The organism is Escherichia ruysiae (genome assembly GCF_031323975.1).
In the GTDB taxonomy this organism is placed as follows: Bacteria; Pseudomonadota; Gammaproteobacteria; order Enterobacterales; family Enterobacteriaceae; genus Escherichia; species Escherichia ruysiae.
The window spans coordinates 39,529-64,236 of the sequence record NZ_JAVIWS010000002.1; the positions used below are offsets into that span (position 1 = coordinate 39,529).

General features: G+C 47.3%; 25 protein-coding genes. 19 read left to right on the plus strand and 6 right to left on the minus strand.

The features are described from left to right. Window positions 1–305: 305 nt before the first annotated feature. The 6 genes from repA (at window position 306) to RGV86_RS22050 (ending at window position 8,179) form a co-directional block, all read left to right on the plus strand. A complete protein-coding gene (repA, locus tag RGV86_RS22025; RefSeq protein WP_001076427.1) occupies window positions 306–1,166 on the plus strand; it encodes a replication protein RepA in 861 nt (286 codons plus the stop codon). Between the two features lie 399 nt (window positions 1,167–1,565). Beyond that, on the plus strand, window positions 1,566–2,771 hold the full coding sequence (locus RGV86_RS22030; protein WP_048266580.1) for an AAA family ATPase: 1,206 nt from the start codon (window positions 1,566–1,568) through the stop codon (window positions 2,769–2,771). Then, a complete protein-coding gene (locus RGV86_RS22035; RefSeq protein ID WP_309508502.1) occupies window positions 2,768–3,733 on the plus strand; it encodes a ParB family protein in 966 nt (321 codons plus the stop codon). Before RGV86_RS22030 ends, RGV86_RS22035 begins: the two co-directional genes overlap by 4 nt. A 264-nt stretch (window positions 3,734–3,997) precedes the next feature. After that, entirely contained in the window at window positions 3,998–5,704 is a 1,707-nt protein-coding gene (locus RGV86_RS22040) for a DUF8615 domain-containing protein (protein ID WP_222687629.1), read from the plus strand. A gap of 60 nt (window positions 5,705–5,764) precedes the next feature. After that, window positions 5,765–7,354, plus strand: a complete 1,590-nt coding sequence (locus tag RGV86_RS22045) for a hypothetical protein (RefSeq protein ID WP_222687630.1) — start codon at window positions 5,765–5,767, stop codon at window positions 7,352–7,354. 9 nt (window positions 7,355–7,363) lie between these two features. After that, a complete protein-coding gene (locus RGV86_RS22050) occupies window positions 7,364–8,179 on the plus strand; it encodes a hypothetical protein (protein ID WP_222687631.1) in 816 nt (271 codons plus the stop codon). A 112-nt stretch (window positions 8,180–8,291) separates the two neighbouring features. Here the strand turns inward: RGV86_RS22050 and RGV86_RS22055 are convergent, their stop codons facing one another. Then, window positions 8,292–8,510 carry a hypothetical protein gene (locus RGV86_RS22055; RefSeq protein WP_309246989.1) on the minus strand — a complete coding sequence of 73 codons (219 nt, stop codon included), beginning with the start codon at window positions 8,508–8,510 and terminating at the stop codon, window positions 8,292–8,294. Window positions 8,511–8,514: 4 nt separating this feature from the next. Between RGV86_RS22055 and RGV86_RS22060 the strand changes: the two genes are divergently transcribed. From RGV86_RS22060 to RGV86_RS22070, 3 genes are all read left to right on the plus strand, one after another. Beyond that, complete coding sequence (locus RGV86_RS22060; RefSeq protein WP_309246988.1) at window positions 8,515–8,796, plus strand: hypothetical protein; 282 nt, start codon at window positions 8,515–8,517, stop codon at window positions 8,794–8,796. Between the two features lie 11 nt (window positions 8,797–8,807). Further along, window positions 8,808–9,317 (plus strand): hypothetical protein, encoded by a 510-nt coding sequence (locus tag RGV86_RS22065; protein WP_001615627.1) that lies wholly within the window; start codon window positions 8,808–8,810, stop codon window positions 9,315–9,317. Window positions 9,318–9,488: 171 nt separating this feature from the next. Beyond that, window positions 9,489–10,085: a hypothetical protein gene (locus tag RGV86_RS22070; RefSeq protein ID WP_222687633.1), complete on the plus strand. Its 597-nt coding sequence runs from the start codon at window positions 9,489–9,491 to the stop codon at window positions 10,083–10,085. A 182-nt stretch (window positions 10,086–10,267) separates the two neighbouring features. Here RGV86_RS22070 and RGV86_RS22075 read toward each other — a convergent pair whose 3' ends face one another. The 5 genes from RGV86_RS22075 to RGV86_RS22095 all read right to left on the minus strand — a co-directional run bounded on the left by RGV86_RS22075 (window position 10,268) and on the right by RGV86_RS22095 (window position 13,667). Next, the gene (locus RGV86_RS22075) at window positions 10,268–10,513 is read right to left on the minus strand and encodes a hypothetical protein (protein ID WP_222687634.1); all 246 of its coding nucleotides are present in this window, start codon (window positions 10,511–10,513) and stop codon (window positions 10,268–10,270) included. A 50-nt stretch (window positions 10,514–10,563) separates the two neighbouring features. Continuing rightward, a complete protein-coding gene (locus RGV86_RS22080; RefSeq protein ID WP_130261325.1) occupies window positions 10,564–11,409 on the minus strand; it encodes a MarR family transcriptional regulator in 846 nt (281 codons plus the stop codon). A gap of 29 nt (window positions 11,410–11,438) precedes the next feature. Next, window positions 11,439–12,239 carry a phage antirepressor KilAC domain-containing protein gene (locus RGV86_RS22085; protein WP_309508501.1) on the minus strand — a complete coding sequence of 267 codons (801 nt, stop codon included), beginning with the start codon at window positions 12,237–12,239 and terminating at the stop codon, window positions 11,439–11,441. Window positions 12,240–12,402: 163 nt separating this feature from the next. Next, on the minus strand, window positions 12,403–13,449 hold the full coding sequence (locus tag RGV86_RS22090; protein WP_309508500.1) for a phage antirepressor KilAC domain-containing protein: 1,047 nt from the start codon (window positions 13,447–13,449) through the stop codon (window positions 12,403–12,405). Continuing rightward, window positions 13,446–13,667, minus strand: a complete 222-nt coding sequence (locus RGV86_RS22095; RefSeq protein ID WP_000245703.1) for a host cell division inhibitor Icd-like protein — start codon at window positions 13,665–13,667, stop codon at window positions 13,446–13,448. The genes RGV86_RS22090 and RGV86_RS22095 overlap by 4 nt, the downstream gene beginning before the upstream one ends. Window positions 13,668–14,094: 427 nt before the next feature. On the opposite strand from RGV86_RS22095, the gene RGV86_RS22100 reads away from it, so the two are divergent. The 10 genes from RGV86_RS22100 (at window position 14,095) to RGV86_RS22145 (ending at window position 24,668) form a co-directional block, all read left to right on the plus strand. Next, window positions 14,095–14,586, plus strand: coding sequence for a simA domain protein (locus RGV86_RS22100; protein ID WP_309508499.1), 492 nt, complete (start codon window positions 14,095–14,097; stop codon window positions 14,584–14,586). 88 nt (window positions 14,587–14,674) lie between these two features. Then, window positions 14,675–15,181 (plus strand): YfjT/YkfB family phage-associated protein, encoded by a 507-nt coding sequence (locus RGV86_RS22105; protein ID WP_309508498.1) that lies wholly within the window; start codon window positions 14,675–14,677, stop codon window positions 15,179–15,181. Between the two features lies 1 nt (window position 15,182). Next, window positions 15,183–16,352, plus strand: coding sequence for an SH3 domain-containing protein (locus RGV86_RS22110; protein WP_309513787.1), 1,170 nt, complete (start codon window positions 15,183–15,185; stop codon window positions 16,350–16,352). Window positions 16,353–16,505: 153 nt separating this feature from the next. Beyond that, window positions 16,506–17,072 carry a hypothetical protein gene (locus RGV86_RS22115; RefSeq protein WP_309508529.1) on the plus strand — a complete coding sequence of 189 codons (567 nt, stop codon included), beginning with the start codon at window positions 16,506–16,508 and terminating at the stop codon, window positions 17,070–17,072. A 10-nt stretch (window positions 17,073–17,082) separates the two neighbouring features. Continuing rightward, window positions 17,083–17,694, plus strand: coding sequence for a hypothetical protein (locus tag RGV86_RS22120; RefSeq protein ID WP_000523978.1), 612 nt, complete (start codon window positions 17,083–17,085; stop codon window positions 17,692–17,694). A 14-nt stretch (window positions 17,695–17,708) separates the two neighbouring features. Continuing rightward, window positions 17,709–18,590 (plus strand): hypothetical protein, encoded by an 882-nt coding sequence (locus tag RGV86_RS22125; protein ID WP_024230879.1) that lies wholly within the window; start codon window positions 17,709–17,711, stop codon window positions 18,588–18,590. An 81-nt stretch (window positions 18,591–18,671) separates the two neighbouring features. Next, window positions 18,672–22,046: a transglycosylase SLT domain-containing protein gene (locus RGV86_RS22130; protein WP_309508528.1), complete on the plus strand. Its 3,375-nt coding sequence runs from the start codon at window positions 18,672–18,674 to the stop codon at window positions 22,044–22,046. Further along, on the plus strand, window positions 22,046–22,402 hold the full coding sequence (locus RGV86_RS22135) for a hypothetical protein (RefSeq protein WP_039022947.1): 357 nt from the start codon (window positions 22,046–22,048) through the stop codon (window positions 22,400–22,402). Before RGV86_RS22130 ends, RGV86_RS22135 begins: the two co-directional genes overlap by 1 nt. After that, on the plus strand, window positions 22,399–23,832 hold the full coding sequence (locus RGV86_RS22140) for a baseplate J/gp47 family protein (protein WP_309508527.1): 1,434 nt from the start codon (window positions 22,399–22,401) through the stop codon (window positions 23,830–23,832). The genes RGV86_RS22135 and RGV86_RS22140 overlap by 4 nt, the downstream gene beginning before the upstream one ends. Further along, window positions 23,832–24,668: a phage tail protein gene (locus RGV86_RS22145; protein ID WP_222687640.1), complete on the plus strand. Its 837-nt coding sequence runs from the start codon at window positions 23,832–23,834 to the stop codon at window positions 24,666–24,668. Before RGV86_RS22140 ends, RGV86_RS22145 begins: the two co-directional genes overlap by 1 nt. The last annotated feature ends 40 nt before the right edge of the window (window positions 24,669–24,708 follow it).

Sequence of the window (24,708 nt, forward strand, 5' to 3'; positions counted from 1 at the left end):
AACCGGCTACGTTGGCCGGTTTTTCACTTATCCACATTATCCACTGGATAGATCCAATAATTAGACCCATACAGATCCTAATTAGATCCATATAGATCCCTGATCGTTGCAGGCCGCGCCACGTCTGGCTTAGAAGCCTTTCGCGATGTGTGCTGGAGGGAAAACGATGTGCGCTGGAGGGAAAAAAATGTGTGCTGACGGGTTGCTAATGTGTGCTGGCGGGATATAGGATGTGTGCTGACGGGAAAGCATGGGTAGTTATCATCACTTATAAAAACTATCCACATAATTCTGGAAAAGCTAATATGAATCAATCTTTTATCTCCGATATTCTTTACGCAGACATTGAGAGTAAGGCAAAAGAACTAACAGTTAATTCAAACAACACTGTGCAGCCTGTAGCGTTGATGCGTTTGGGGGTATTCGTGCCGAAGCCATCAAAGAGCAAAGGAGAAAGTAAAGAGATTGATGCCACCAAAGCGTTTTCTCAGTTGGAGATAGCTAAAGCCGAAGGTTACGATGACATTAAAATCACCGGTCCTCGACTCGATATGGATACTGATTTCAAAACGTGGATCGGTGTTATCTACGCGTTCAGCAAATACGGCTTGTCCTCAAACACCATCCAGTTATCGTTTCAGGAATTCGCTAAAGCCTGTGGTTTCCCCTCAAAACGTCTGGATGCGAAACTGCGTTTAACCATTCATGAATCACTTGGCCGCTTGCGTAACAAGGGTATCGCTTTTAAGCGCGGTAAAGATGCTAAAGGTGGCTACCAGACTGGTCTGTTGAAGGTCGGACGTTTCGATGCTGACCTCGATCTGATCGAGCTGGAAGCCGACTCGAAGCTGTGGGAGCTGTTCCAGCTTGATTATCGCGTCCTGTTGCAGCACCACGCCTTGCGTGCCCTTCCGAAGAAAGAAGCTGCGCAAGCTATTTACACCTTCATTGAAAGCCTTCCGCAGAACCCGTTGCCGCTATCGTTCGCGCGAATCCGCGAGCGCCTGGCTTTGCAGTCAGCCGTTGGCGAACAAAACCGTATCATTAAGAAAGCGATAGAACAGCTTAAAACAATCGGCTATCTCGACTGTTCAATTGAGAAGAAAGGCCGGGAAAGTTTTGTAATCGTCCATTCTCGCAATCCAAAGCTGAAACTTCCCGAATAAGTGTGTGCTGGAGGGCAGCTGCATTTGAAAAATGTGCGCTGCCGGGAATACCTACCCATTTTCCTGTTTTTGGTGTGCGCTGGAGGGCGGCGCCCCACAGTTTGTCCAGACTTTCCCTCCAGCACACATCTAACCATCCGGTTTTCCCTCCAGCGCACATCTAATCCTCTGCCTTTCCCTTCAGCGCACATATTTGATACCTGCGATCCCTCCACAACACATAATTCAATGCGACTTCCCTCTATCGCACATTCTGGGTCTTCATCATCCCTCCAGCACACATCGAATAGACTCTTCGCTACCGCATAACGTGCAATAAATAACGCACATATCAAAAAAAGTTGCACGTAACAGAATCACACGTACAATTCACTTATACGAAACGATAAGGAGATGATGATGAAACGCGATTACGGCGGTGTCGGCACCATAGCTCTTCGTGCAAGCGCATTGCTGAAGGCCATGAGCCAGGATATCGAAGATCAGCGCAAAGAGTTCAATCAGACCGAGTATTATCAGACGTTTACTCGTAACGCTGTGGCAAAGTTGCCGAAGCTGAGCCGCCGCATTGTGGAGCAGGCCATCAAAGAGATGGAAGATGATGGGTACCAGTTCAACAAGAAACAGGTCGGTAACGTTGAACAGTACGCGCTCACTATCCAGAACGTCATTGATATCTATGCCCACCGCAAGATTCCCAAATATCGCGACATTCACAAATCGCCTTACGTTATTTTTGTCGTAAACCTGAAAGGTGGCGTATCTAAAACGGTTTCCACAGTCACGCTGGCGCACGCGCTGCGTGTGCATCAGGATTTACTGCGTCACGATCTGCGCATTCTGGTTATTGACCTTGACCCGCAGGCATCCAGCACAATGTTCCTCGACCATACTCACAGTATTGGATCCATTCTGGAAACAGCCGCGCAGGCGATGCTGAACGACCTGGACGCGGAGACGCTACGCAAAGAGGTGATTCGTCCGACCATCGTTCCCGGCGTAGACGTGATTCCAGCCTCTATCGACGATGGCTTTGTTGCCAGCCAATGGAAAGAGCTGGTTGAAGAGCATCTTCCTGGACAAAATCAGTACGAAATCCTTCGACGCAATATCATTGATCGTGTTGCTGATGATTATGACTTTATCTTTATCGATACCGGTCCGCACTTGGATCCGTTCCTGCTTAACGGTCTGGCGGCAAGCGATCTGTTGCTTACCCCTACCCCACCAGCCCAGGTTGACTTCCACTCAACTCTGAAATATCTCACCCGTCTGCCAGAAATGCTGGAGCAACTGGAGGAGGAAGGCGTAGAGCCGCGTTTAAGCGCCAGCATTGGTTTTATGTCGAAGATGACCGGCAAGCGTGATCACGAGACATCACACAGCCTTGCGCGCGAGGTTTACGCCAGCAACATTCTGGACTCTTCTCTGCCTCGCCTGGATGGCTTCGAGCGATGCGGCGAGTCTTTCGACACCGTAATCAGTGCCAACCCGCAATCATATCCAGGCAGTGCTGAGGCACTGAAGAAGGCACGAACCGAGGCCGAGCGTTTCACTAAGGCTGTGTTTGATCGGATTGAGTTTGTAAGGGGTGAGTCGGCATGAAGAAAATAGTTTCCCGTGGACGAGTGCTGGGCAAGAATAGCTCCGAGTTTGCTCGCATGCTTGAAGGCAGTGAAGGCACCAAAACCTTTACCCTAAAATCTGGCCGCCAGGCTAAATTTTTGCTTACCGTTGTGCTTAGTGGTGAGATTGAGTCGCGCACGTTCGTTGACCCGGCAGTTAACGGCCGCGATCAGTCTCTGCTTACTCCTGAGTCGGTAAGCGATATTTCCCGCACCATTAAATTGCAACAGTTCTTCCCGGCTATCGGTCGTATGGTTGGGGAGCGCATTGAGGTATTGGACGGATCACGCCGCCGCGCTGCGTGTATCTTCAATGAAACGAAATTTGAGATTCTGGTGACAAAAGATGAGATCAGCTTGGCGGATGCCCGCCAGCTGGCCATTGATATCCAGACAGCTCGCGAACACACTCTGCGCGAGCTGGGTAAACGCTTTGAGGTTATGTACGGTAAGAGCATGACCAAAGAAGAGATCGCCCGCGCTGAGAACATCTCAAAGGCTAAAGTGACGCGAGCTTTCCAGGCTGCGGCGGTGCCGGATGAGATGATTGCTGTCTTCCCTGTTGCCAGCGATCTCGCCCTGCCTGATTATCAGTTGCTGCTCCAGATCTCCGAAGATGCTAACGCTAAAAACGTACCGATTGGAGAACTGGTTGATACGGTGCGCGAGCGAATTGCAGAGACTGAGGGCGCGAAAGAGGATAAAGCGAAGATACTGGCTATCTTCAAAGCGGAAAGCAAAAGCCTGAAACCTGCGCCGGTTAAATCTGTAGTGGTAGAGAAGCTGCGAGATTTCTCTGACCGACGCCAGTACGCACGAAAGAAGACCGATCCGAAAAAACGGGTAGTCGCCTACGAGTTCTCCCGACTCCCGTCTGAAGTGCAAACTGAAATTGACGAAGCAATAAAAAAAATCATTGAGAAAATGTCCGCAGGAAAATAAACCTGCTGGTGGGAGGTGGTGTTAGCCCCTCCCCTTCCTAAAATGTCCCGCGCCAATTTCATTTCTAATATTATGATTTGAATATATTTTTTAGAAAAATTTCAGACTGAAATTCCCACGATTTAACGCCTGCTTTCACCGTCCACTTCCCCGCATAAAAAATTTAAAAAATTACTTTTCGTGAGAAAGTCAACAAGTGACTTTCAATAAAATCTCTTCCGAAAAGGGATTCACACAAGTGCCTTGTGTTTAAGGAAGAGTAACTTGAGTAACTTACGCGAATACCAGAATCGTATTGCAGATATCGCAAAACGCTCTAAAGCCGTTCTTGGCTGGGCAAGTACAGCACAGTTCGGTACTGATAACCAATTCATCAAAGATGATGCCGCACGTGCCGCATCTATCCTTGAAGCTGCACGCAAAGACCCGATTTTTGCAGGTATCTCTGATAATGCCACTGCTCAAATCGCTACAGCGTGGGCAAGTGCACTGGCTGACTACGCCGCAGCACATAAATCTATGCCGCGTCCGGAAATTCTGGCCTCCTGCCACCAGACTCTGGAAAACTGCCTGATTGAGTCCACCCGCAATAGCATGGATGCCACCAATAAAGCGATGCTGGAATCCGTCGCAGCAGAGATGATGAGCGTTTCTGACGGTGTTATGCGTCTGCCTTTATTCCTCGCGATGATCCTGCCTGTTCAGTTGGGGGCAGCTACCGCTGATGCGTGTACCTTCATTCCAGTTACGCGTGACAAGTCCGAAATCTATGAAATCTTTAACGTAGCGGGTTCCTCTTTTGGTTCTTATGCTTCGGGTGATGTTCTGGATATGCAATCTGTTGGTGTGTATAGCCAACTGCGCCGCCGCTATGTGTTGGTGGCAAGTTCCGATGGCACCAGCAAAACCGCAACCTTCAAGATGGAAGACTTTGAAGGCCAGAATGTCCCGATCCGCAAAGGCCGTACAAATATCTACGTTAACCGCATTAAGTCTGTTGTTGATAACGGCTCCGGTACTCTGCTTCACACATTCAATAACAAAGCTGGCGAACAAATTACTGTTACCTGCTCTCTGAACTACAACATTGGTCAGATTGCCCTGTCGTTCTCCAAAGCGCCGGATAAAGGTACAGAGATCGCCATTGAGGCGGAGATCAATATTGAAGCAGCTCCTGAGCTGATCCCACTTATCAACCACGAAATGAAGAGTTACACCCTGTTCCCAAGCCAGTTCGTCATCGCGGCTGAGCACACGGTACAGGCGGCGTATGAAGCACAGCGTGAGTTTGGTCTGGACCTGGGGTCCCTACAGTTCCGCACCCTGAAGGAATACCTGTCTCATGAACAGGATATGCTGCGTCTTCGCATCATGATCTGGCGTACTCTTGCGACCGACTCCTTTGACATCGCTCTGCCGGTTAACCAGTCCTTTGATGTATGGGCAACCATCATTCGCGGCAAATTCCAGACTGTATATCGCGACATTATTGAGCGCGTTAAATCTTCTGGTGCGATGGGGATGTTTGCTGGTGCTGATGCTGCATCTTTCTTCAAACAGCTTCCGAAGGATTTCTTCCAGCCAGCTGAAGAATATACCCAGACTCCGTACGTTCACTTCATCGGCACCCTGTTCGGTAACGTGAAGGTGTACGAAGTACCTGAAGGTATTTGCACGAACCTGACCGCCGAAGGTATCCAGTTCAGCCCGATGGATGTGCTGTGCTACGTCCGTGATGAAAATCCGGGCAAGGCAGGCTTCGTGACTGGTGATGCGGTCCCGGCTATCCCATTCCAGCATCCGACCACCCCGGCACTGGTCAACCGAACCACTCTGTGGGGTTCTGCTATCAACGATATGCATCCACGCAACGGTGCTGACTACTTCACCCGTGTAACTCTGACTATGGCAAAAAATGGCGGAATTAACTTCCTGACCGGTAACACGATTGATGCTGGTGACTCTGAGTAATCAGGGGAAGCTCTCCGTTTAACATAGCGCCCCCGCGCGGGGCGCATAACAGGGAAAGTTATGTCTCAATATTCAATTCAACAGTCATTAGGTAATGCATCCGGCGTAGCGGTTAGCCCGATCAATGCCGATGCGACGTTATCTACCGGTGTTGCATTAAATAGCAGCTTATGGGCTGGTATTGGCGTATTTGCGCGTGGCAAGCCGTTTACTGTTCTCGCTGTTACTGAGTCTAATTACGAAGATGTTCTCGGCGAACCGCTGAAGCCGTCTTCCGGCTCACAGTTCGAACCAATTCGTCATGTGTACGAAGCTATTCAGCAAACGTCTGGTTATGTTGTTCGTGCTGTTCCGGATGATGCGAAGTTCCCGATTATTATGTTCGATGAATCAGGCGAACCGGCTTACAGCGCGTTGCCATACGGTTCTGAAATTGAACTTGATAGCGGCGAAGCCTTTGCGATCTACGTTGATGACGGCGACCCATGCGTTTCACCTACGCGTGAGTTAACCATCGAAACGGCAGCTGCGGACAGCGCAGGTAATGAACGCTTCCTCCTGAAACTGACCCAGACGACTTCGCTCGGTGTGGTTACGACCCTGGAGACACATATTGTATCTTTGGCGGAAGAAGCGAAAGATGACATGGGCCGCTTGTGTTATCTGCCTACGGCTCTGGAAGCCCGTTCTAAATATCTGCGCGCGGTTGTTAATGAAGAGCTGATTTCTACCGCGAAAGTAACAAATAAAAAATCGCTGGCGTTCACTGGCGGTACCAACGGCGATCAGTCGAAAATCTCAACTGCTGCTTACCTGCGTGCGGTGAAAGTGCTGAACAATGCGCCGTACATGTACACCGCTGTTCTCGGCCTGGGTTGCTATGACAATGCGGCGATCACCGCGTTAGGTAATATCTGTTCTGATCGCCTGATTGATGGCTTCTTTGATGTCAAACCGACATTGACGTACACGGAAGCGATCTCTGCTGTTGAAGATACCGGTTTACTTGGTACCGATTATGTAAGCTGTGCTGTCTATCACTTTCCGTTCTCCTGCAAAGACAAATGGACCCAATCCCGTGTGGTCTTCGGTCTGTCTGGCGCGGCGTATGCGGCGAAAGCTCGTGGCGTTAAGAAAAACTCCGATGTCGGCGGTTGGCATTACTCACCGGCTGGTGAAGAACGTGCCGTCATTGCTCGAGCATCACTTCAGCCGCTGTATCCGGAAGACACCCCGGACGAAGAAGCTATGGTTAAGGGGCGTCTCAATAAAGTATCTGTAGGCACCTCTGGCCAGATGATCATCGATGATGCTTTAACTTGCTGCACGCAGGACAACTATCTGCATTTCCAGCACGTACCATCCTTGATGAACGCAATCAGCCGTTTCTTTGTCCAGCTAGCCCGACAGATGAAGCATAACCCGGACGGCATTACTGAGTCTGGCCTGACTAAAGGGATGACCAAACTTTTAGATCGCTTTGTCGCCTCTGGCGCTCTGGTGGCTCCGCGTGATCCGGATGCTGACGGTACAGAACCGTATGTGCTGAAAGTTACGCAGGCGGAATTCGATAAATGGGAAGTGGTCTGGGCCTGCTGCCCGACAGGTGTAGCCCGTCGTATCCAGGGCGTACCGCTGCTTATTAAGTAAGGGAATACAATGAGCAAAAACTTTTTTCAATCAGGGGCATTTTTGGGGAATGAATTGTCCCGTTTCGCTTTGAACGCTGATCCGGTGCAGTTAATGGAATCTGCCCGTGCAAGTGCCCAACCGCCAACCGAACCGGTGATTAATAATAATCCGGAACCGGCGGCACAGATTAACGAGAACGTTCAATCTGACCCGGCACCTGAGCAAATCCTGGAAGGGAAAGAAGGTAAAGAATGGACCGTCGAACAGGCGCACAAGATGATTCTGGAAGCTGCAAATCGAAGTGCTATGCAGAATGCGTTGAGTAATGCGGCCGATGCCGTTTTCGCCTGGGCTGATAGCGGTGATCTGACTTTCGACTCCCTTGATGGTTTCGTTCAGGCTATTGCTGGTATCTCTGACGACGACGATACCGAAGTTACAGAAGAACAGGACGATGCCTATAACGAAGCATGGGCAAATGTTGCTGACTTCCTCGCAGCATGCGGTGTAGATGATGACCTGATCGAAGCATTGGCCGACGATGAAGACGACGACGCAGCTGCTGATGTTGGTTCCGCTATCGCTGGTTTGGATAGCGACGACCGCGACGAACTTGAAGCGGCGTTTGTTGTTGCTGGCACTTCTGATGAAATGCTGACTGAAGCATTTAAGAAGGTTGTTCGTAACGGCGAGATCAAACTCATCCGTAAACGTCTGCGTAAAAAACGTCTGACTGCGGCTCAAAAATCGGCGCTGAAAAAAGCGCGTCGTAAAGCCCAGACCGGCGCGGCAAAACTGGCCCGCAAAAAGTCAATGAAACTGCGCCGTAAGCGCCTCGGCTAAAGGAGGAGGCCGGAGAACTCCGGCCTTTAACTTGAATGGCACCTATACCTTTTGGGGTTTACAGCCAGGCTGACGGTGTATCGCCATTTCTGAAAGTTACTTTAACGAACTCTCAGTACCAGGTTACCGGATATATCAGCCAGGGGGCGGCAATGAATCTGGCCCAGAATTGGGAAGCGCCGTTTACTGGTATGTCTATGGGTTCTGTTGCTGGTGCCTTCAGTGGTTTTGCGCAGGTTGGTACTGAAACAACGTCAGTTGCCCGTTGGAACAGCTTAATGGTTTGGGAGGGGGGAACTCCGCCGACGTTCACGCTGCCAGTAATTTTCATTGCTTTGTTTAACCCATATACGGAAGTTTCAGGTGCTATCGCCGCGTTGTCAGCAATGATTAGCCCGGAACTTAAAGACGCCAGTATTGGTGGTCGAATCCCGGAGCGGGTGACGCTAAACATTGGTCGCCGGATCAACATCATTGATGTCGCTATCCAGGACATAAGTTTCGATCTCGATGCGCCCAGGGACAGCAATGGGCATTTCCTGAAAAACACCGTCAACCTCCAGTTGACCGGTTCTTCGATATATAACAGTTCCGATATTGTTCGGGCGTTCCAGTAAAAGGATTTTATATGGGGCACAATAACACTAAGGGAAACCGTAAATTTATTAAGGGCCGCTATACTGCCAACGCGGCTAAAGGCGAACGTCTGGTATCGTCTGAATTCCAGCTCACTTTTGCAGGCTATGAAGATATCAGTGTACTGGTTCGCACGTCGCAAATTCCTGAAATGACCCGCGAGGATGTGGAGGACTATGGTCCGAATGGTGTGAAGTTCAACCAGCACGGACCAATTCGAAACTCTGGGGAAATCCAGGTCCAGTGCGTGGAGACTATCGAAGGCGATATTCTTCAGTTCATTAAGGATCGCATTGCGGCGAAGGACTATGTTGATATCACGATGGCTGCTACCCCTGAATCCAAATCTTCCGGGGTTAACGCTGTGACAAAAGCTGCTACAACAATTGAAATGTTGGACTGCAAAATCTACAGTGATGCAATCGACTTTAGTACCGAAGATGTGACTGCCGCTGTGCGCCCGTCACTTCGTATCGTCTACAACTGGATTGAGTGGGATTAAGAGTCATCCCTTGTATTTTAAAGCTCCTTCGGGAGCTTTTTTTATAACCTTTTTATATAAAAATGCATCGATAACATTGTCTGGAGTTTTATGTTAGATTATTAATGTTCTAATAAACTACAATTATTGAGGTAGATGTTTGTGCCTGTACTGTTAAAGGGGGACTCTAAAATGGCTGTGATTCCAATGTCGTACTCCCCGGGTACTGTCGCTCGTCGATTTTCGATCCTGGACGGAGTTACCATCCAGGGTGTGCTTTACCAGGTTATATGGGATTCCAAAACCCCATTTGCAGCTGTAATAGAGGCTGCGCCTTCTGTTATCGATGGTGATATGCGCCATAAGGTTGTCGCTACTCTTGAACTTCAACGTCGCCCGCAGCTTGAAGGCGTACTGGTAAGGAAGTTCTGGGAGGATAGCGATGTTGCCCAGATTGAAGGTATCGTGGTTGATGGAACCGTCCGGGATGTCGGTTTAGCTACTTTTGTTTACGAAACCGTAGCCTCAAAAGCTGGTGTTGTTTTGCTCAGTGATAATGAGCAATACGAAGGTGGAAAAGCTCTTTGGCAACACATCGCCCGTCGCTCTTCCGAGCTAAAAGTGTTTATCCTCGACACCGATGCCGCTCAGTATTACCCGTTTGACGGCGAACGTGTTTGCTATGACGGGGAAAGTATTCCTGAATCCGAGATATGGAGTGAACACCCAGATCGAAGTAAGCATGGGGTTGTTCTTGTCGCTGAATCCATAACTGGAAAGGCGGCATAGCAGTAAAAAATTCCTTGCTCCTTAAAAGGGGAGAGGGCTAATCTACGTATGCTAAGCATAGATATGGCCTCAGATTAATGTTAAGCGTCTTGCAGGACGCGTAATGTTATCTGGGGCTTTTTTCTATCTGCTTGTCGGGTAATGCCTGAAGCAGATAGCCTCAAGCACCCGCAGCGGGTGTATCAATGTCTGGCTTTTTTTCTATAGAAATCACCTGGAAGGGTGAATATCCACATCAGAAGAAATGTTGCAGCAAACATGATCCCTAATGGCCAGACCGCGCCAAAGAAAATCCATACTAAGATTTCCTCTGCTCGTTCTTTGCGGTCGATATCGACAAGTATTTTTCGGCTGATCATGTATACACAGAAGCCAATGCAAACATATCCTGCAAAAGCGATCGCTAACTGTAAAAAATCAGATTGCATCTCCGACCTCAAACTGAAAACGCCAGGTGACTCCAGATTAGAGCAATCTATCACCCTCTGAATCCCGCCGGTATACCCCATTGTTCGTTATCTTTATTTTTGGCTAAAACCGCATTAAGAGCTTCGTTTACCGTCATGCAATGCGGTAGGTTATCGAAGTTTGATATCCCGCCAATATCAGGCGAACGCTTGTTCTTCAGGTAAGCATATTTCCGCGCAGCCGCCTCTACTTTCTGCTTGAACTCATGTTTTTGAGCGCGTTTTTTGGATAACCGCAGATTGTCAGCCTTTGCTTTTGCCTCAGCGATCCATGAAGTCAATTTTTTGAGTCTGGTCGTTCCGGCACCGCCGGAAACTGATCTTTTTGTTTTTTTAACTTGTGACTTCTTATTCTTTATTGCCACGTCATCCTGACAGGGGGAGGGGGTATCATTTTGACATGGGGGTGTGGATAAAAAATCAAATAAAGCCAATGTCTTAGCGAGAACAGCTTTAACCTTGGTTGCGGCTGAAGAGATCTTTAATTTGCTTTCAGTCAGCGCGTTTTTAGCTTGTTGTGCGAAGGCCAAAAAGGATGGTGTAAACCGGTACAGGTTAGCGCGGCGTTCACGGTGATCGCCGATAACAATCTCTACAGACAGGATTCCTTTGTTTACAGCTTCACGGAATGCACGAACGACGGTTGATTGGCTATAACCAGTTTCTGCCGCGATCAGGCGGTGAGGCTTGTGAATGAAGTATTCACTGGTTGTTGCCGCGAGATTTGCACATTGCGACAGGATATGCCCGGCGCTACGGGATAGACCGGAGTGTGTTACAAAGCAGGCCAATTCATAGCCAGAAAAAGTAAAATCGCTCATCGTTATACAGCTCAGGAAAGTGACTTTAGCCAGCATTACAATGCTGGTGGTTCTTACTACGTCTGTTAGCGCGTCGCCGCGATAGGCACCAGCACACCAGCATCAAGCAATCGCTTCATAAGCCACTGCTGACCTTTGCCGGTTATACGAGTCGTGAAAGAAATCCTGCTTCCATTGCTTGTATCGATCACGGTTTCTTTAAGGGTGAAATACCCACGGGATATGTATTCTTGTTTGGGGACGTTCCTGCGTTCACCGGTTGCGATCAGAATTCCGTTATCACGCAACCAGGTGAAGAGATAGTTTTGGCCCAGGCCGAGCACTTTGGCATAGTTGCCGATTAGAACCCCGCTGGCGGTAGCAACGCGTTCGGCGAATTCGACTTTAGGGGCATCCATAAGCATTTTTTGCTCCAGGCGTTGCTTTTGCTCTGCCAGGTCGGCTGCCAAACGGAGTGCTTCAGGGAGACTCTGCGGAATAGCTGGTTGTAATCTTCCGGCTCGATAGTCGATAAATGTCTGGTTTACCTTCAGCCGAAACGCGGGAGAAATCCAACCTGCGTACTCCACAGCGAGCAATTCATGGGCAAAAGTGCCGCCGCCACGACCTTCGAACGAAACTATGCAATTCTGCATAGTTTCTTTTTCAAGCTCTTCAATGAGCTGTTTGGCTGACAGCGTTCTTAGCCATTGAGCTGGCGCTTTATGGGCACCGAGTCCGCTCGCTCTGTGTAGAGCATTAAGGTTGTAACGGCCAGCGCGGTCGGTCGTAATTTCAACACCACAAATAACAGGTAGAGTGGTTGAAGGATCGACATTTTGATGAAGGTTTGATATATTCATATCCGCATTGAATGTTTGTTGCATTTTTTCTCCAAATTTGCATCAACCTTCAATCACCAGCTCGAAATGGTGATTCTTTGCACTTAGAAAACGAAATTTATTAGAGCAAATTTTTCTAACTCGATCCAGATCGGGTTGGTCGAACTGCTCAGAAACCTGCCAGTTCGCTGGCAGGTTTTTTCTTTTGTTAACCTATTGCTACTGGTTTTAACAAACCAGCATCAAGTAGCTTGCGAGTCAACCACTGCTGGCCTTTACCCGTTAATTGGGGCGTCAGCCGTATCTGGTAGCCATTTTCATCATCCAGCACCACTTCTTTCACCGTGAAATACCCGGCGTTGATGTACTGTTGGCGCGGTACGTTTTTGCGCGCACCAAAAGCCATGAGAATGCCGTTCTGGCGCAACCATGAGAAAAGGGCGTTTTGCTTCAGTCCAACGACCTTTGCAAAGTTCCCGATCAGGATTCCATTAGCCACTGATACCCGGTCGGCAAAATCGACTTTAGGGGCTGCGGCCACCAGCTGTTGTTCCAGCTGCATTTTCTGTTCTGCTAACTCGGCAGCCAGGCGCAGTGCTTCCGGTAATGTTTGGGGGATCGATGGGGTAGGGGAGTTTGCCTGCTGCAATTCTTCCAGTTTGTCGATCAGCGAACGGCGGACCGCTTTCGATTCGCGAGCAGCAACGCGCAGGGCTTGTTTGTATGTCATTACTATAACTACCTGATCCGCTCCACCTTTTTTCTTATCCATAGGGGTTACGAAGATTTCGTAACCCTCCCCATCAAGCTCATCCTTAACTCTGGCAATGAAATCATTGTTGCGAACTGGTTTTTCGCTACATAATTTCCGTGCCTCATTGACCATCTTTAACAGTGTCAGGCTGTCGATTGTGTCTCCGGTGGTGGGGATGACATTCACGGCTGGTGCTGGCGTTGCTGAAGCAACAGGTGCTGGTTTTTTAACATTCAAATTATTACTGGTCATTCTATGTGCCTCCTTTCTCATTTCTGCTGCCACCGTTGCGTAACGTAGACGTCCTTGTTCAATCAAATAATCCCTGATCTCGGCTATCAGTAGCCTGTTGATCACAGCCTTATCTGTTCGGGTATAAAAACGCCTGGTTATCATGAAATAGTTGGCAATTGCGCCGGGGATCTCCCGTGTCGGTATACAGGCAGTATGCAGGGCGATCGCTTCGGCTATGTCATTACGGGTGACGAGAGGTTTTTTCATAAACCCCCCTGAACGTCGGCAGAGAAGGGGAGGCTCCAGTAACTAAGTGAATTGCGCGAGTTAGTTGAAAAACGGGCAGTAAAAATGCAGGGGCCATCAGGCAATTGAGAGCGTGCTTCGTCTTCAGTTGCTGCGATAACGAAGTGATAGTGGTGTTTTTTACAGGAATAGAAACGCCAGATGAATTCTGGGCGTGCGCAAGGATTGGCATTAACCATAGTTACGGCCTCACAATCAGGTTTAACAACCTGCTACCCGCTGCTAAACAGGTGGCAGGACGTGACGGGGTTAGCAGACTGGCGATTGTGAAACCAGCAGGCCGAAGCCTCCCCATCACGCCCCACCATAATTTGGGCGTAACGCGGTTTTACGGACACAAAAATACCGCAATATCGGATATCTGCGGCTGTCCGCACAATCATTCAGGCTGCTAAACCCGGTCGCAGAATTTGCTACGACGGCGGAACTATAAGCCTGAACGATTAAAAGGTCAATATGATGCGAAAAGATAGCATTCGTGACTTAAAAATACAAATTTATTAGAGCATTATCTGCTTAATAAATACACAGTTGGATCTAATAACCTCTTTTTTTTAAAGGCGAAAATATGTACCCTAAATGGGTGATAAGGCAGGTGAGTTTATAATGAGAAAACTATTACTATCGTTATTATTTATGGCTGGGACTGTTAATGCAGCATCAAGTGTAAAGGCGATTTGTACCGACTACACGAAATACCTTGGGCACGTTTACGGCTTTGCTGTCAGTCAAGACGAATCCATGCGCAAGAAGTTACTATCAGATATGAAACGCCTTAAACTTTCTGAAGCGATGGTGCAGCAAGAACTGTATAAAGTCGCAACCAACGAAAATGCTAAATATCAATATTCTCGCCTATTAAACCCCGATGCAAATGAGATCAATCGAAGCACTTTCGATTATATGGTAAAGGCATGCGAAACCGCTCCTGATTTTGCTATCCCTAGCTGGGGCGTACTGGTGGCGAGCAATGCCGTTAATAAAGAAGACGTTGGAAGAAATGGCATTGATTCAATCAGAAACGCCCCGGGAATGCGCCATCAAAACGTGCAGGGTACGCTTGAAGAACGAGCCAGGGGGCCGGGTGTAGCTCCATAATTTAATGAATAATATTAAATTCTCTGGGCATAGTGGACCTAACAATATGGACTATGCCTATAATATCTAAATTCAAAAGGATAAAAATATGAAATTGTATAAGTCATTGTATAGCTTTTTATTAATGTCCTCTTTTCTGCCATTATCAGCAGTGGCAGGTTCTACCGTTTGGACGGTAGGAGGTGAGCAAGGGTGGAGAGAAATCTCTGCAACCAATGACGATGGTTATACAATTAACTTTTCTTGTGATGCTGGAGCAAGGGAAGGTTCCGAAGATCATATCGCTGGAAGAAATTTGTATGTAAGTGGAGGGAAAGAGAATGCTGATTTTTCTACACGCGACACAATTTCTCGTAAAGCTGATGTAATTACCTTAATTGTTGGTCCGGATAGCTTTAATATTGGTACGCAAAACACTGCTCCAAATCGTAGGGAATGGTATTCTTTTTGGAAGTCAGCGTCAGCCACAAAAGAAAAAAACATGGATGTATATATCGGATCGCGTCGAATTACATCATTCTCTCTTGATGGAATTTCAAGTATTTACAAGGAAGCTAAAAATGATGGATGTTTAAAGCAAGATAACGGTGAATAAAGTGAAGGATATTAAAAAACTTGCACTTGGCTCAGTAAGCGATCTCTATAATAGAGATTCAAATATTACTTGGCGTGATAATTTAAGTAAAATCAAAATGCCAGGATATACATCGGCAAGTGATTTATTAAAATCAGAATATGCTTCTAATAATTTGGTTAGACAGTTGGCAGAACTGCAAAAAAACGCAATCATTCCATCGTATAAAGAACATATGGCAATCTTACACAAACAGTTAAGAATATCGCGCCATGCTCAAGAACAACTTGCAAAGTTGAGTACACAAGCCTTAATTAGTGATTCTATTCTAAAACAGTTTTCGCATAGACCGAATTTGGCAGAAATAGGCAACGAGTATCGTAAACATATTGATATTTTACAGAAACAGGCTCTGGCTTTTTTCCCGCGTGATGCCAATAAATACATTCAAATGCTAAGGAAACAGGCAGAAATTGCTATGCCGTTACGAAACCAGTTCGAGATGCTTAATAAGCAAGCTGGTTTAAATAACATGCAAGCAATACTTAATGAATTGCGACAAAATGTAAGTCATAAGATAGATTTAAACAATGAAATAAAAGAATCATTAAAACAATATACCCTAGCGCAAAAGGCTTCATTACATCAAATAATGGAGCAAAGTCTTTCATCAATTGCACAGGCTTATGTCGAAGGTGCTATTGAAACATCTCACAACGAAAGTGATGTTCAAGACAAAGGATTAAATAAATCCAGTTCGACGTTCATTGATTCATTTAAGTCGCTCCCTCACCCGCTTCAGTTTATTATTATGTGGCTTTTAACAGAAGTGGTGCTTGGCGCTATTGCTGATTATGCAAAAGAACAAATCTTATCGCAAATACACAAGACAGAATCATATTCTGTATCCCTATATGAGGATGCACCAATATCAAAACAAAAATTAATTAAAGAAAACACAGAAATTAAGTGGGAAGATCTCAATGGTTTTAGGTTTATAACTGGTGATAACGTAAGATTACATGTCAGTCCTTCTTTAAATAGTGAAGTGATTGAATGCATTGGCAAAAACACAATTGTTGCTATTTTAGATAAAAAAGATCGCCAATGGCTTTTCGTGCAGGTTAAATCAGGGGACGAGTTTATTACTGGATGGATTACACGAACATACACAAAGCCTCTTAAGGCTTGAATTTTATCCCCGCATCTTGGGGCTGGGTGTTGATGACGATGTGCTACCTGAAGCACTTGAGTTTTTTAACACAGCATCTCAAATGTGTAGACTGACCGGTAACAAATGACAACTCGTAGAATCGGTTAACAAACCAGATTCTACGAGGTTTCAATGACACCACGACAATTACTAGAAGACGTCAAAACCCGCTTCACACCTTTGATTGCGGATGAACCTGCCTTACTGGAATCCCTGCTAAGAAAAGCATTGGGAACCTACCAGGATAGGGCGGGACACATCAAGCGGATACGCTTCACCGATCACGCCAGTAAATCACTTGCTTGCCCAGTTGATTTTCTTGCGCTCGTATCGGTTACAGATCACACCGGCGATCTTGTCTACTCTGATGTTTACGATGGGAATATCGAGCTTGAAGATACCCATCGAGCGGTATACCCACTGAATGTGTCATATCTGGCTAATTTGCGTGATATGGATCTGGATAATGGGGATGTGCCACCTGAAATCATTGGGTTACTATCTGACTATCTGGAAGTGCTAATCGCGATACCTAACACTGATCGCCTGCGAAGAATATCTATCGCGGGGAAACTCGATGCCAGTAATTTATCCGACGAGAACACGCTGTATCAGCGAAAGCTGGATCTGGAAGAGAAAATGAGCGCAACAAGGGCAATTATCCCGGGAATTGTTCTTTTCTCATCCATGTTGAAGTGAGGGGGCTGATATGGGGCTTAATGTTGCTTCAGTAAAGTCTTATGTATCTTCGGCATTAACGACGACATTATTTGGCTCCGGCGTTGGTGAGCGGGAAGTTGGTAAGCTGACGTCAATCATCATGAACAAAATGCTGTTCGCGCAAGGATGGCAGTTCTCTGTCGAAGTTGATGGACTGGAGGGGGCAGATTTCTTTGCCAAAGATATTACCTACCACGATTACAGCATCGAATATGAAACGATTAAAATCGGCGGAGGGAATATCCTTCAGCCAACGGAGCGTTCGCCTGGGCAGATAACAATGATGGTCAGGGATACCGTTGATGGCCTCGTTTTGGACTGGTTTAAGACGGCAAAAGGTCGGGTGATCAATCCGGACGGTACCGGGAATATACCGTCTAAATATTTGCTCAATGTGCGTATTTATCGGTTGCTGTCCTCCGGTTTAACCAAACTGGAAAATGAGATGACGGTATTCCCGGTCACTACCGGCGATGTCACCTATGCGCGGGATCAGGTTACGGAATTTAAGTCATTCCCAATGACCTTCGCATTGCACAGCACGTTTAACCAATCCTCAAGTTCTTTAGCTTCCCTTCTGGGCTTTAGTTTTTCTCTTTGAATTAAGGAGCAAGGATGCTTTTACCTCTTTTCCCGCTACCATCGCGGCCAACTGAATTGATCCAGTTCCGTCAGCCAAATATTGCTGATGCGATGCGTTTCAACTCGATAACACCGGAGGAACAAGAACAACAGACAACGGCGTATTTAAAAGCCTTGCTGGCTGAACCCGCGAAATATGATCCCCTGACATGGACGGCGCAGGACCGGATTACCGCGTTATGGTGGATATTTACTGGCTCCCGTGAAACACCGGTCGAGACATTCACCTACACCTGTAAACATTGCGGTAAAGAGCATTATTACGATTGCGATATGAATGCTCTGGCTGAAGATATCCAGGTCCTGGAAGTGGAACCGTTCATTGACGATATTGAGGTGTCTGTAGAGGGCGTGCCTTATCAATGGCGTATCGTGCCGCTTGATGGTTGGGCAATGGAAATGCTGGAGATGCGCCGTGCAGCATTGCCACCTGAAGACGACGCGGAATTCAAAGAAGCGATCGTTGATTTGCGTTTTTGGGAATTCGCTTATCAGTGTGAACTTTATAACGATGTTAGCGGTACTCGTGAAGAGCAGGCTGAGCGTCGTTATGAAACGATCAAACGGATGGCCATTGATACTGAATTTATGAAGCTGGCGGCACACATCCGACTGGCTCATGAAAAGCTCGAACATGGTTTACCGTGCTACATCGATAAAGGCGAAATGCGTCTTCGTCTCCCGCCGCACAAATGCCCAAACCAGGATAAAAAGGAGTCCACAGAGGGTGCGTATACCCGTCTGTGGGTGCCCTTTCGGGCTACCGACTTCATTCCACAGGTGGGGATTGAAAAGCTATCAGACCTTAGTGTCCAACCTGGTTTTGTATGGGGGTATACCGATTCAGGACGCTGAAAGGCTCACTGAATCCTATGCGTTTTTCCTGTTGGAGAAACTGGAAGAAAAACTTAAACCGAAGCGGTAGGCGATAAGATCATGGAAAGAAAAAACGCCAACATTGACGATGTGATAAGGACGGTTGAAACCGCCAGCGCAAAAGAGCTGGAAGAGCTTGCAGGTATTCGGGAAGCCGTTGAAGATTTGAAAGGGGGGCGAGTTGCTACAGTTGATCCTGTCTCTCGCAGTGTGTCGGCATTAAATCGCACAATCGAAAATTCCCGGCCAGACTTTGTGGCCAATGCGCCATCAGTGGACCCTATTGTTGAGGCAATGAAACGGCTTAATTTAGGGGACGTTTCTCGTGTAGTTCAGGAGGATGTTGCTCTACAGGAACCGCAGGCCAAATCAACTACGCGAAAGGGTAAAAAACGACGCAAGAAGGCTATAACAGAAGATGTAAAGGCGCAACGGACCGAAGCAGCCGAACACGCTCGCGAAATGTTCGGTCAAAAAGGCGGTGCGCAAAAAAGCCAAAACCAACGCGATGCGCGTGGTCGTTTTATTGGAAAGTCAGGGAGTAAGGCCGCAGCGGAAGATGCCCGTGCTGAACGTGCTGAAAAGGCCAGGCGCAAAGAGGATGATGAGCGTCTAAATGCTGAATCAGGTTTATTAAAAAAACTGTCAAAAGTAGCTGAAGGCATAGGTAACCCTTCAGAGACTCGTGCCGTCGATGCGTTAGGTTATGCCGTTGCTGGTCCATTGTGGGCAGCAGGGAAGGAGCTTGGCGGGATATCAAAAGAAGTTGGTGGATCGCTTAATGGTGCCAGAAAGTCTATTGCCGATGTGATTCGTGGCAATGACGATAACAGCCGTAGAAAAGGTTTTTTTAGGCGTAAATCGCAAAATAGTGCCGATGTCGTTCAGGTTAACACCCAAAAACGGACGGTTCAGGAACTTCAGGAGCAGACCAGCGAAATTAAAGAGGGCAATGACAAGATTCTCAGCGCCCTTGATCAGATAGCCAAAAACACCGGGAAAAAGAAGGGCGGCTTGCTGTCCAAACTATTTAGCCTGTTAGGGAAGGGGGCCGGTGGCGTCGCGTCGTTGTTAATGGGGCGTGGCATGCTGAAAAAAGCTGGAGCACTCGCTTTTGGCGCTCTGGGGGCAAAGAAACTTGTAGGAATGCTACGCGGTGGTGGCAAGAAGGCTCTCGCCCATGAAGGCGGAGATTTGGCTGCCCGGGCAGCTGGTAAACTGGGGTTAAAGGCAGTTGGTAAAGGGGCGTTACGCGCAATTCCCCTAGTCGGCACAGTGGCTGGAGGTATTTATGATGCGGTAACCGGTTGGAATGATACAGAAGCTCAACGTCGAGCGTTTGGGCTTAAATCAGGACAAGATCCATCATTCCAGCAAAAAGCCGCTTATACGTTAGCCAATGTTCTTGATATGGGGGGACTGGTATCTGGTATTAGCAGTGCTATTGGTGATGTTCTCAAATCACTTGGATTTGAGGATATCGGTAATATGTTGCAATCATTTTCGACGGAAAGTATTGCCCAGGCCATTGATAGTGGGATTACCAACTTAGAAACATATATTTCTAACCTTGGCGACACCATTTCTACCAAGTTCGATGATTACACAGCAAAGATTGGTGATGCTGTTTCAGCATGGTTTAGCGATACATCTAATAAGCTGCTTGAAAAGCTGGATGCCATAAAAGACTTCTTTACTGTCGATAACCTGAAACAGGTTTTCAGTGATGCAATTGATAGTGCAATTGACTTCATTAAGAACCCAGGGAAACACATTAAAGAGGCGGCTGGTAATATTTGGGATGGGGTTAAAAATTTACCCGGTAAAGCATTAGATGCAGCGGTTGATGCCGTTAAAAATACCCCTGCGGCAATGATTGTATCAAAAATACCCAATCCGATCGGCGAGGCTAATGCAAAAGAAATCACTCCAGAGTTAAAAGCTCCGGTTAATAGCCACCAGGAGACATCTGATTCTAAAACTGAATCCGATGCTAAACAGACTAATATTGCTACCCGCGTGATAAATGCGGCACTGGACACGGCGAAAGATAGCAATAAAACAGTTAAAGAAACTGCCAATCAGATTATCAATGCAAATGCCGTAGAAACAGGCAATAAAGCAGCGCAGACAATTGATGCTGCCCTGGGCCAGTCTGCTACAGACAGGGAGGAAGCATTAAGTGCGTATGAGATAGATAAACGTCGATTTAACAATGGCAAAGATGTTTCTTTGCCAAAATTAAATGCTGCCGGATACCAATGGATTTCTGACAATGCCGATTATTTTGATGAGCTTGAACGTAAGTATGGGCTTGAAAAAGGGATTCTGTCAGCAGTTGCATCCGCAGAGTCTAGTGCAGGCCAGAGAACTGGAAATCCAGTAGACAAAAACGGGAAAAAACTTTCATCTGCCCTTGGGGCTTTTCAGATCACTAAAGGTACAAGGGAGGATCTTGGACTCAGCGATGCTGATGCCATGGATACACGAAAAGCCGCTGATGGTGCCGCCAGATACCTAAGTATGCTGATGAACCGTTATAACGGTGATCAGGGGCGTGCAATAGCTGCCTATCATGCTGGTATGGGGCATGTTGATAAGGGGAGAGTAGTCGCCGGTACCGGCGAATATGTTACTCGTGTCAGAGGGTATCAGCAGATGCTCAATAATGGTGCCGTTTATGGCTCTAAGGTAGAGCATAGCGCACCAGCAATTTACGAAAAGATACCTGATAACGCCGTTATCGATCAGTCTACTAGCCTGGCATTTACCCCTGGTGATAGCCCGTTTGAGAAAGGCGGTTTGGTAGACAAAATCGGCAATGCTGTTGGCGTTAACGATCTGGTCAACAAATTTATGAATGGCCGGGGGATGCGTCGAGAAGTCGTCCAGGGAACGCTCGAAGAACGCGCACGAGGAAAGGGAACCGCAACGGCAGCTGGCAATGTGTATGTCGATACGCCTATGCCAGTTGAAGAGGCGCGTCCGGTTGCCAACAACTCAAGTTACTTTGACCAGATCGGCGCACAAATGGGGATTGATGGACTATTCGATAAACTCCGCAACGCGCCGGGGATGCGGAAAAGTAATGCGCCTGAACCAGCCTCCACGTCCCAGGTGACGACTGCCGCCAACGATTTGCAGCAACCAACCGGTCGTATGCAGATAGACGGGCAGGTTATTAGTGACCTTGGCGGTTCCGGTGCCAAGCCGACAATGCAGTTGGCTGATAATACCGTTTCACTTGATGGTGAAACGAAGCGGCTGTTTGCGCAGATGACCTCATTGCTTGCCAGGATTGAAGAGCACACCAAAGACTCGGCGAAAGGCCAGGGAACTGTCGTAAAGGTCAGCACGCCTCAGCCGGGCGTTATGCGCACGGTACCACTGTCAATTGATGATCCGTTGATGAATGACTACGCGAGAGTTGATTGATGGCCAACAATAACGAAATTGATCCTTTGCTGACGCTGGAGTTATCCGGCGTAAAAACGTATGAGTCCCAGGAGGAGGCCTGGGGCGCTCGTTTATATGAGTGGCTAAACACTTATCAGGGTGAGGTATACGGCGATCCGTCATGGGGCAATGTTTTACCGCAGTTTAAACACGAACCGACCAACTTGTCGCATGTTCAAATTGCGGTTGAGGCAATGCTATTGCAAAAACTGACGGTAGATTTACCCGACATACCGATTTCTGGCTTGTCAGTAGCCGAGGGGGATGCTTTTGATAAGTTGAAAATATCCATTCTTATCAGGGATATAACTATCACACAGGACGTGGTGCTATGAGTAAAACAACACCGACTAAAGACAGTATTCGCGCAGAGTTTGAAGAGCTTGTCGAGAAAGATTCATTCTGGTCGAAGTTTGTCGGCTCTCAATTTGTCTCGATGCTGACATTGTTTATTACCCAGATTGTATACAGGTGCTTTCAGTATGCCGATGCGGCGCTGGCTGAAGGCTTTATATCGACCGCGACGCGGCGTTCCTCTATCCTGGCAGCGGCAGAAACGAATAGTTACGTTGGTGCCAAGCCAACACCGTCATCGGGGATGGTTGAGATCACAGCCACAAGTGAAGATGCTCCAGCGGTAATCCCCAAAAACACGCCTTTAATATCTGACGACCAGTACCCTTACATGACTATGGATGTATGCAGGTTGGTTGACGGCACCGGTACGGTAGAAGTGGCGCAGTTGGAAATTCAGGAGGTGACATATACCGTTACGGCGGCCAAAGAATTTCTGGAAGTCGTATTATCAAAGGCTCTCACTGCTGTCTGCTATAAGCTGGAAGTATTCGTGACGACCGATGGTAAGACTACGCAGTGGTCTTCCAGCACTATGTTCCGGTTAGCTGGTAGTAAAAGCCAGGTCTACGTTGAGTTTTATAAACCATCCGAACAGTTAGGCGTTCGATTCGGCGATGGATTAATTGGGCAAATACCGCCGGAAGGTTCGACAATTACGCTTAAGGTCTGGTGTACCAACGGCGATATAACCTTGGTTGCTGGCCAAAATCTGACGCCTGTCGATTCTGCGGCTAATTTAGCTAACTCGATTTCAGTTAAGACAACGACACCTATAACCGCCGGTACCGATGCCGAAACAACGGAGATCACACGTAACCGTGCACAATATTACCTTGCCTATGATGATCAGGTCGTATGGGGCGGGGACTATACGTATTTTCTGGTGCGTAACATCCCAGGCCTGTCCTGGGTAAAAGCTTGGGGTGAGGGCCAGCAAGAGAAATTAGATGGTGCTTATAATGTTAAGAATATCAATAAGATATTTATTTCAGGATGGCATCCAAATAAAAGTCAGTCAGAGCTTGAAGAAATGATCCTGGCTGCCTTTAAGAAGGTACCGAATGAGCTGAACAAGAAATTCTCTTATAAAGAGGTCAGAAAACTACCATTTAAGATAACAATCACCGGGCGGATATCGGCAAGCCTGACCATTGAAAACGTGACCGATGAACTGACGTCGGCGCTGGAAACAAAATTCGGGCGCGACTCAGCTTTCTTTGACCCAAACCGCGTTGGTAAGTACATCCTGATTAAGAAAAAAGACGTTTGGGCGTATATCGAAACGCTTGGCTATTTCCGCGATTTTTATCTGGAGTTTGTCAAGTGGAATGAGTCCAACGGCTTTTACGATTTCGTTTATCTGGATACAGAAAACTCCACCTTTAATATTTCGTATGAGGAGGAGTGATGCAACGTTCCTGGTTTAATAACCGGCTTACATCAGCTAAGCAAAAGTCATTGCTCTATAAATCATTGGCTGATTTGGTTCAGTCTATGATGGACACTTTTGTTGACCCATGGTTGGAGCGAATTACCAACCGGAAGTCTATTTTCTCCATGAGCAAGGAGGATCTGGAGACCAGGACAAATGAACTTGGCCAGTTCTTTACTATCAGAACGTCGAATTCGTCTTCCGTACCAATGCTGTTACAACAGCGGCTTGACGAGATCCACTTTAAGGGGACTGAACGCCCTATAAACCAGACCATTTACCGCGAATTTAACGGTATTTCTGTTTTATGGGATCCGATATATGCCCCGGTGGACCTTGAACGTCATCCCTATGGCACGGTCCTGATTCCAGAAAGCACACTGGAAACCACCGGCGGCACATTCGGCGAGATGTTTCTGACTTCCAGAGGGATGATCAGTATTCCCATAAACGACCTGGCCCGGACAATGGGAATTACCGGCACGATAGATCAGTCCGCAATCACAGAAGAAATTCTCAGAAAGTTTAATCAGTTCGTAAAGCCTCTACTACCACTGCATATAGTGTTTGATGGGCTTACGCTCTATTTGTCGGTTGTTGTGAATGAACAGGCCGACATGATCACTTTGAACGAGATTTCTGATACTGAAAAAGCGTACTGCTGGTTTGAAACTTCGGATACAACTTCGCTTACTGGAGTTACGTCGATTAGTGCCCCGATCACCGCAACGCCGGGCGGCACTATTGTGAAAGCAACACCTACGTTTGATCGCACCCGTGCAGATGATTTGTTGCTGGATGGCGATGCCTGACAATCACCCCGTCCGCCGGGCGGGGTGACAAGTGACTTCT

Coding starts and splice junctions, on each gene's coding strand:
- RGV86_RS22030 (WP_048266580.1), top strand. CDS start 1,566: ATGAAACGCGATTACGGCGGTGTCGGCACCATAGCTCTTCGTGCAAGC.
- RGV86_RS22070 (WP_222687633.1), top strand. CDS start 9,489: ATGGCTGTGATTCCAATGTCGTACTCCCCGGGTACTGTCGCTCGTCGA.
- RGV86_RS22125 (WP_024230879.1), top strand. CDS start 17,709: ATGCTTTTACCTCTTTTCCCGCTACCATCGCGGCCAACTGAATTGATC.
- RGV86_RS22135 (WP_039022947.1), top strand. CDS start 22,046: ATGGCCAACAATAACGAAATTGATCCTTTGCTGACGCTGGAGTTATCC.
- RGV86_RS22100 (WP_309508499.1), top strand. CDS start 14,095: ATGAGAAAACTATTACTATCGTTATTATTTATGGCTGGGACTGTTAAT.
- RGV86_RS22075 (WP_222687634.1), bottom strand. CDS start 10,513: ATGCAATCTGATTTTTTACAGTTAGCGATCGCTTTTGCAGGATATGTT.
- RGV86_RS22035 (WP_309508502.1), top strand. CDS start 2,768: ATGAAGAAAATAGTTTCCCGTGGACGAGTGCTGGGCAAGAATAGCTCC.
- RGV86_RS22045 (WP_222687630.1), top strand. CDS start 5,765: ATGTCTCAATATTCAATTCAACAGTCATTAGGTAATGCATCCGGCGTA.
- RGV86_RS22050 (WP_222687631.1), top strand. CDS start 7,364: ATGAGCAAAAACTTTTTTCAATCAGGGGCATTTTTGGGGAATGAATTG.
- RGV86_RS22140 (WP_309508527.1), top strand. CDS start 22,399: ATGAGTAAAACAACACCGACTAAAGACAGTATTCGCGCAGAGTTTGAA.
- RGV86_RS22115 (WP_309508529.1), top strand. CDS start 16,506: ATGACACCACGACAATTACTAGAAGACGTCAAAACCCGCTTCACACCT.
- RGV86_RS22085 (WP_309508501.1), bottom strand. CDS start 12,239: ATGCAACAAACATTCAATGCGGATATGAATATATCAAACCTTCATCAA.
- repA (WP_001076427.1), top strand. CDS start 306: ATGAATCAATCTTTTATCTCCGATATTCTTTACGCAGACATTGAGAGT.
- RGV86_RS22080 (WP_130261325.1), bottom strand. CDS start 11,409: ATGCTGGCTAAAGTCACTTTCCTGAGCTGTATAACGATGAGCGATTTT.
- RGV86_RS22145 (WP_222687640.1), top strand. CDS start 23,832: ATGCAACGTTCCTGGTTTAATAACCGGCTTACATCAGCTAAGCAAAAG.
- RGV86_RS22130 (WP_309508528.1), top strand. CDS start 18,672: ATGGAAAGAAAAAACGCCAACATTGACGATGTGATAAGGACGGTTGAA.
- RGV86_RS22055 (WP_309246989.1), bottom strand. CDS start 8,510: ATGAAAATTACTGGCAGCGTGAACGTCGGCGGAGTTCCCCCCTCCCAA.
- RGV86_RS22120 (WP_000523978.1), top strand. CDS start 17,083: ATGGGGCTTAATGTTGCTTCAGTAAAGTCTTATGTATCTTCGGCATTA.
- RGV86_RS22090 (WP_309508500.1), bottom strand. CDS start 13,449: ATGAAAAAACCTCTCGTCACCCGTAATGACATAGCCGAAGCGATCGCC.
- RGV86_RS22105 (WP_309508498.1), top strand. CDS start 14,675: ATGAAATTGTATAAGTCATTGTATAGCTTTTTATTAATGTCCTCTTTT.
- RGV86_RS22095 (WP_000245703.1), bottom strand. CDS start 13,667: ATGGTTAATGCCAATCCTTGCGCACGCCCAGAATTCATCTGGCGTTTC.
- RGV86_RS22065 (WP_001615627.1), top strand. CDS start 8,808: ATGGGGCACAATAACACTAAGGGAAACCGTAAATTTATTAAGGGCCGC.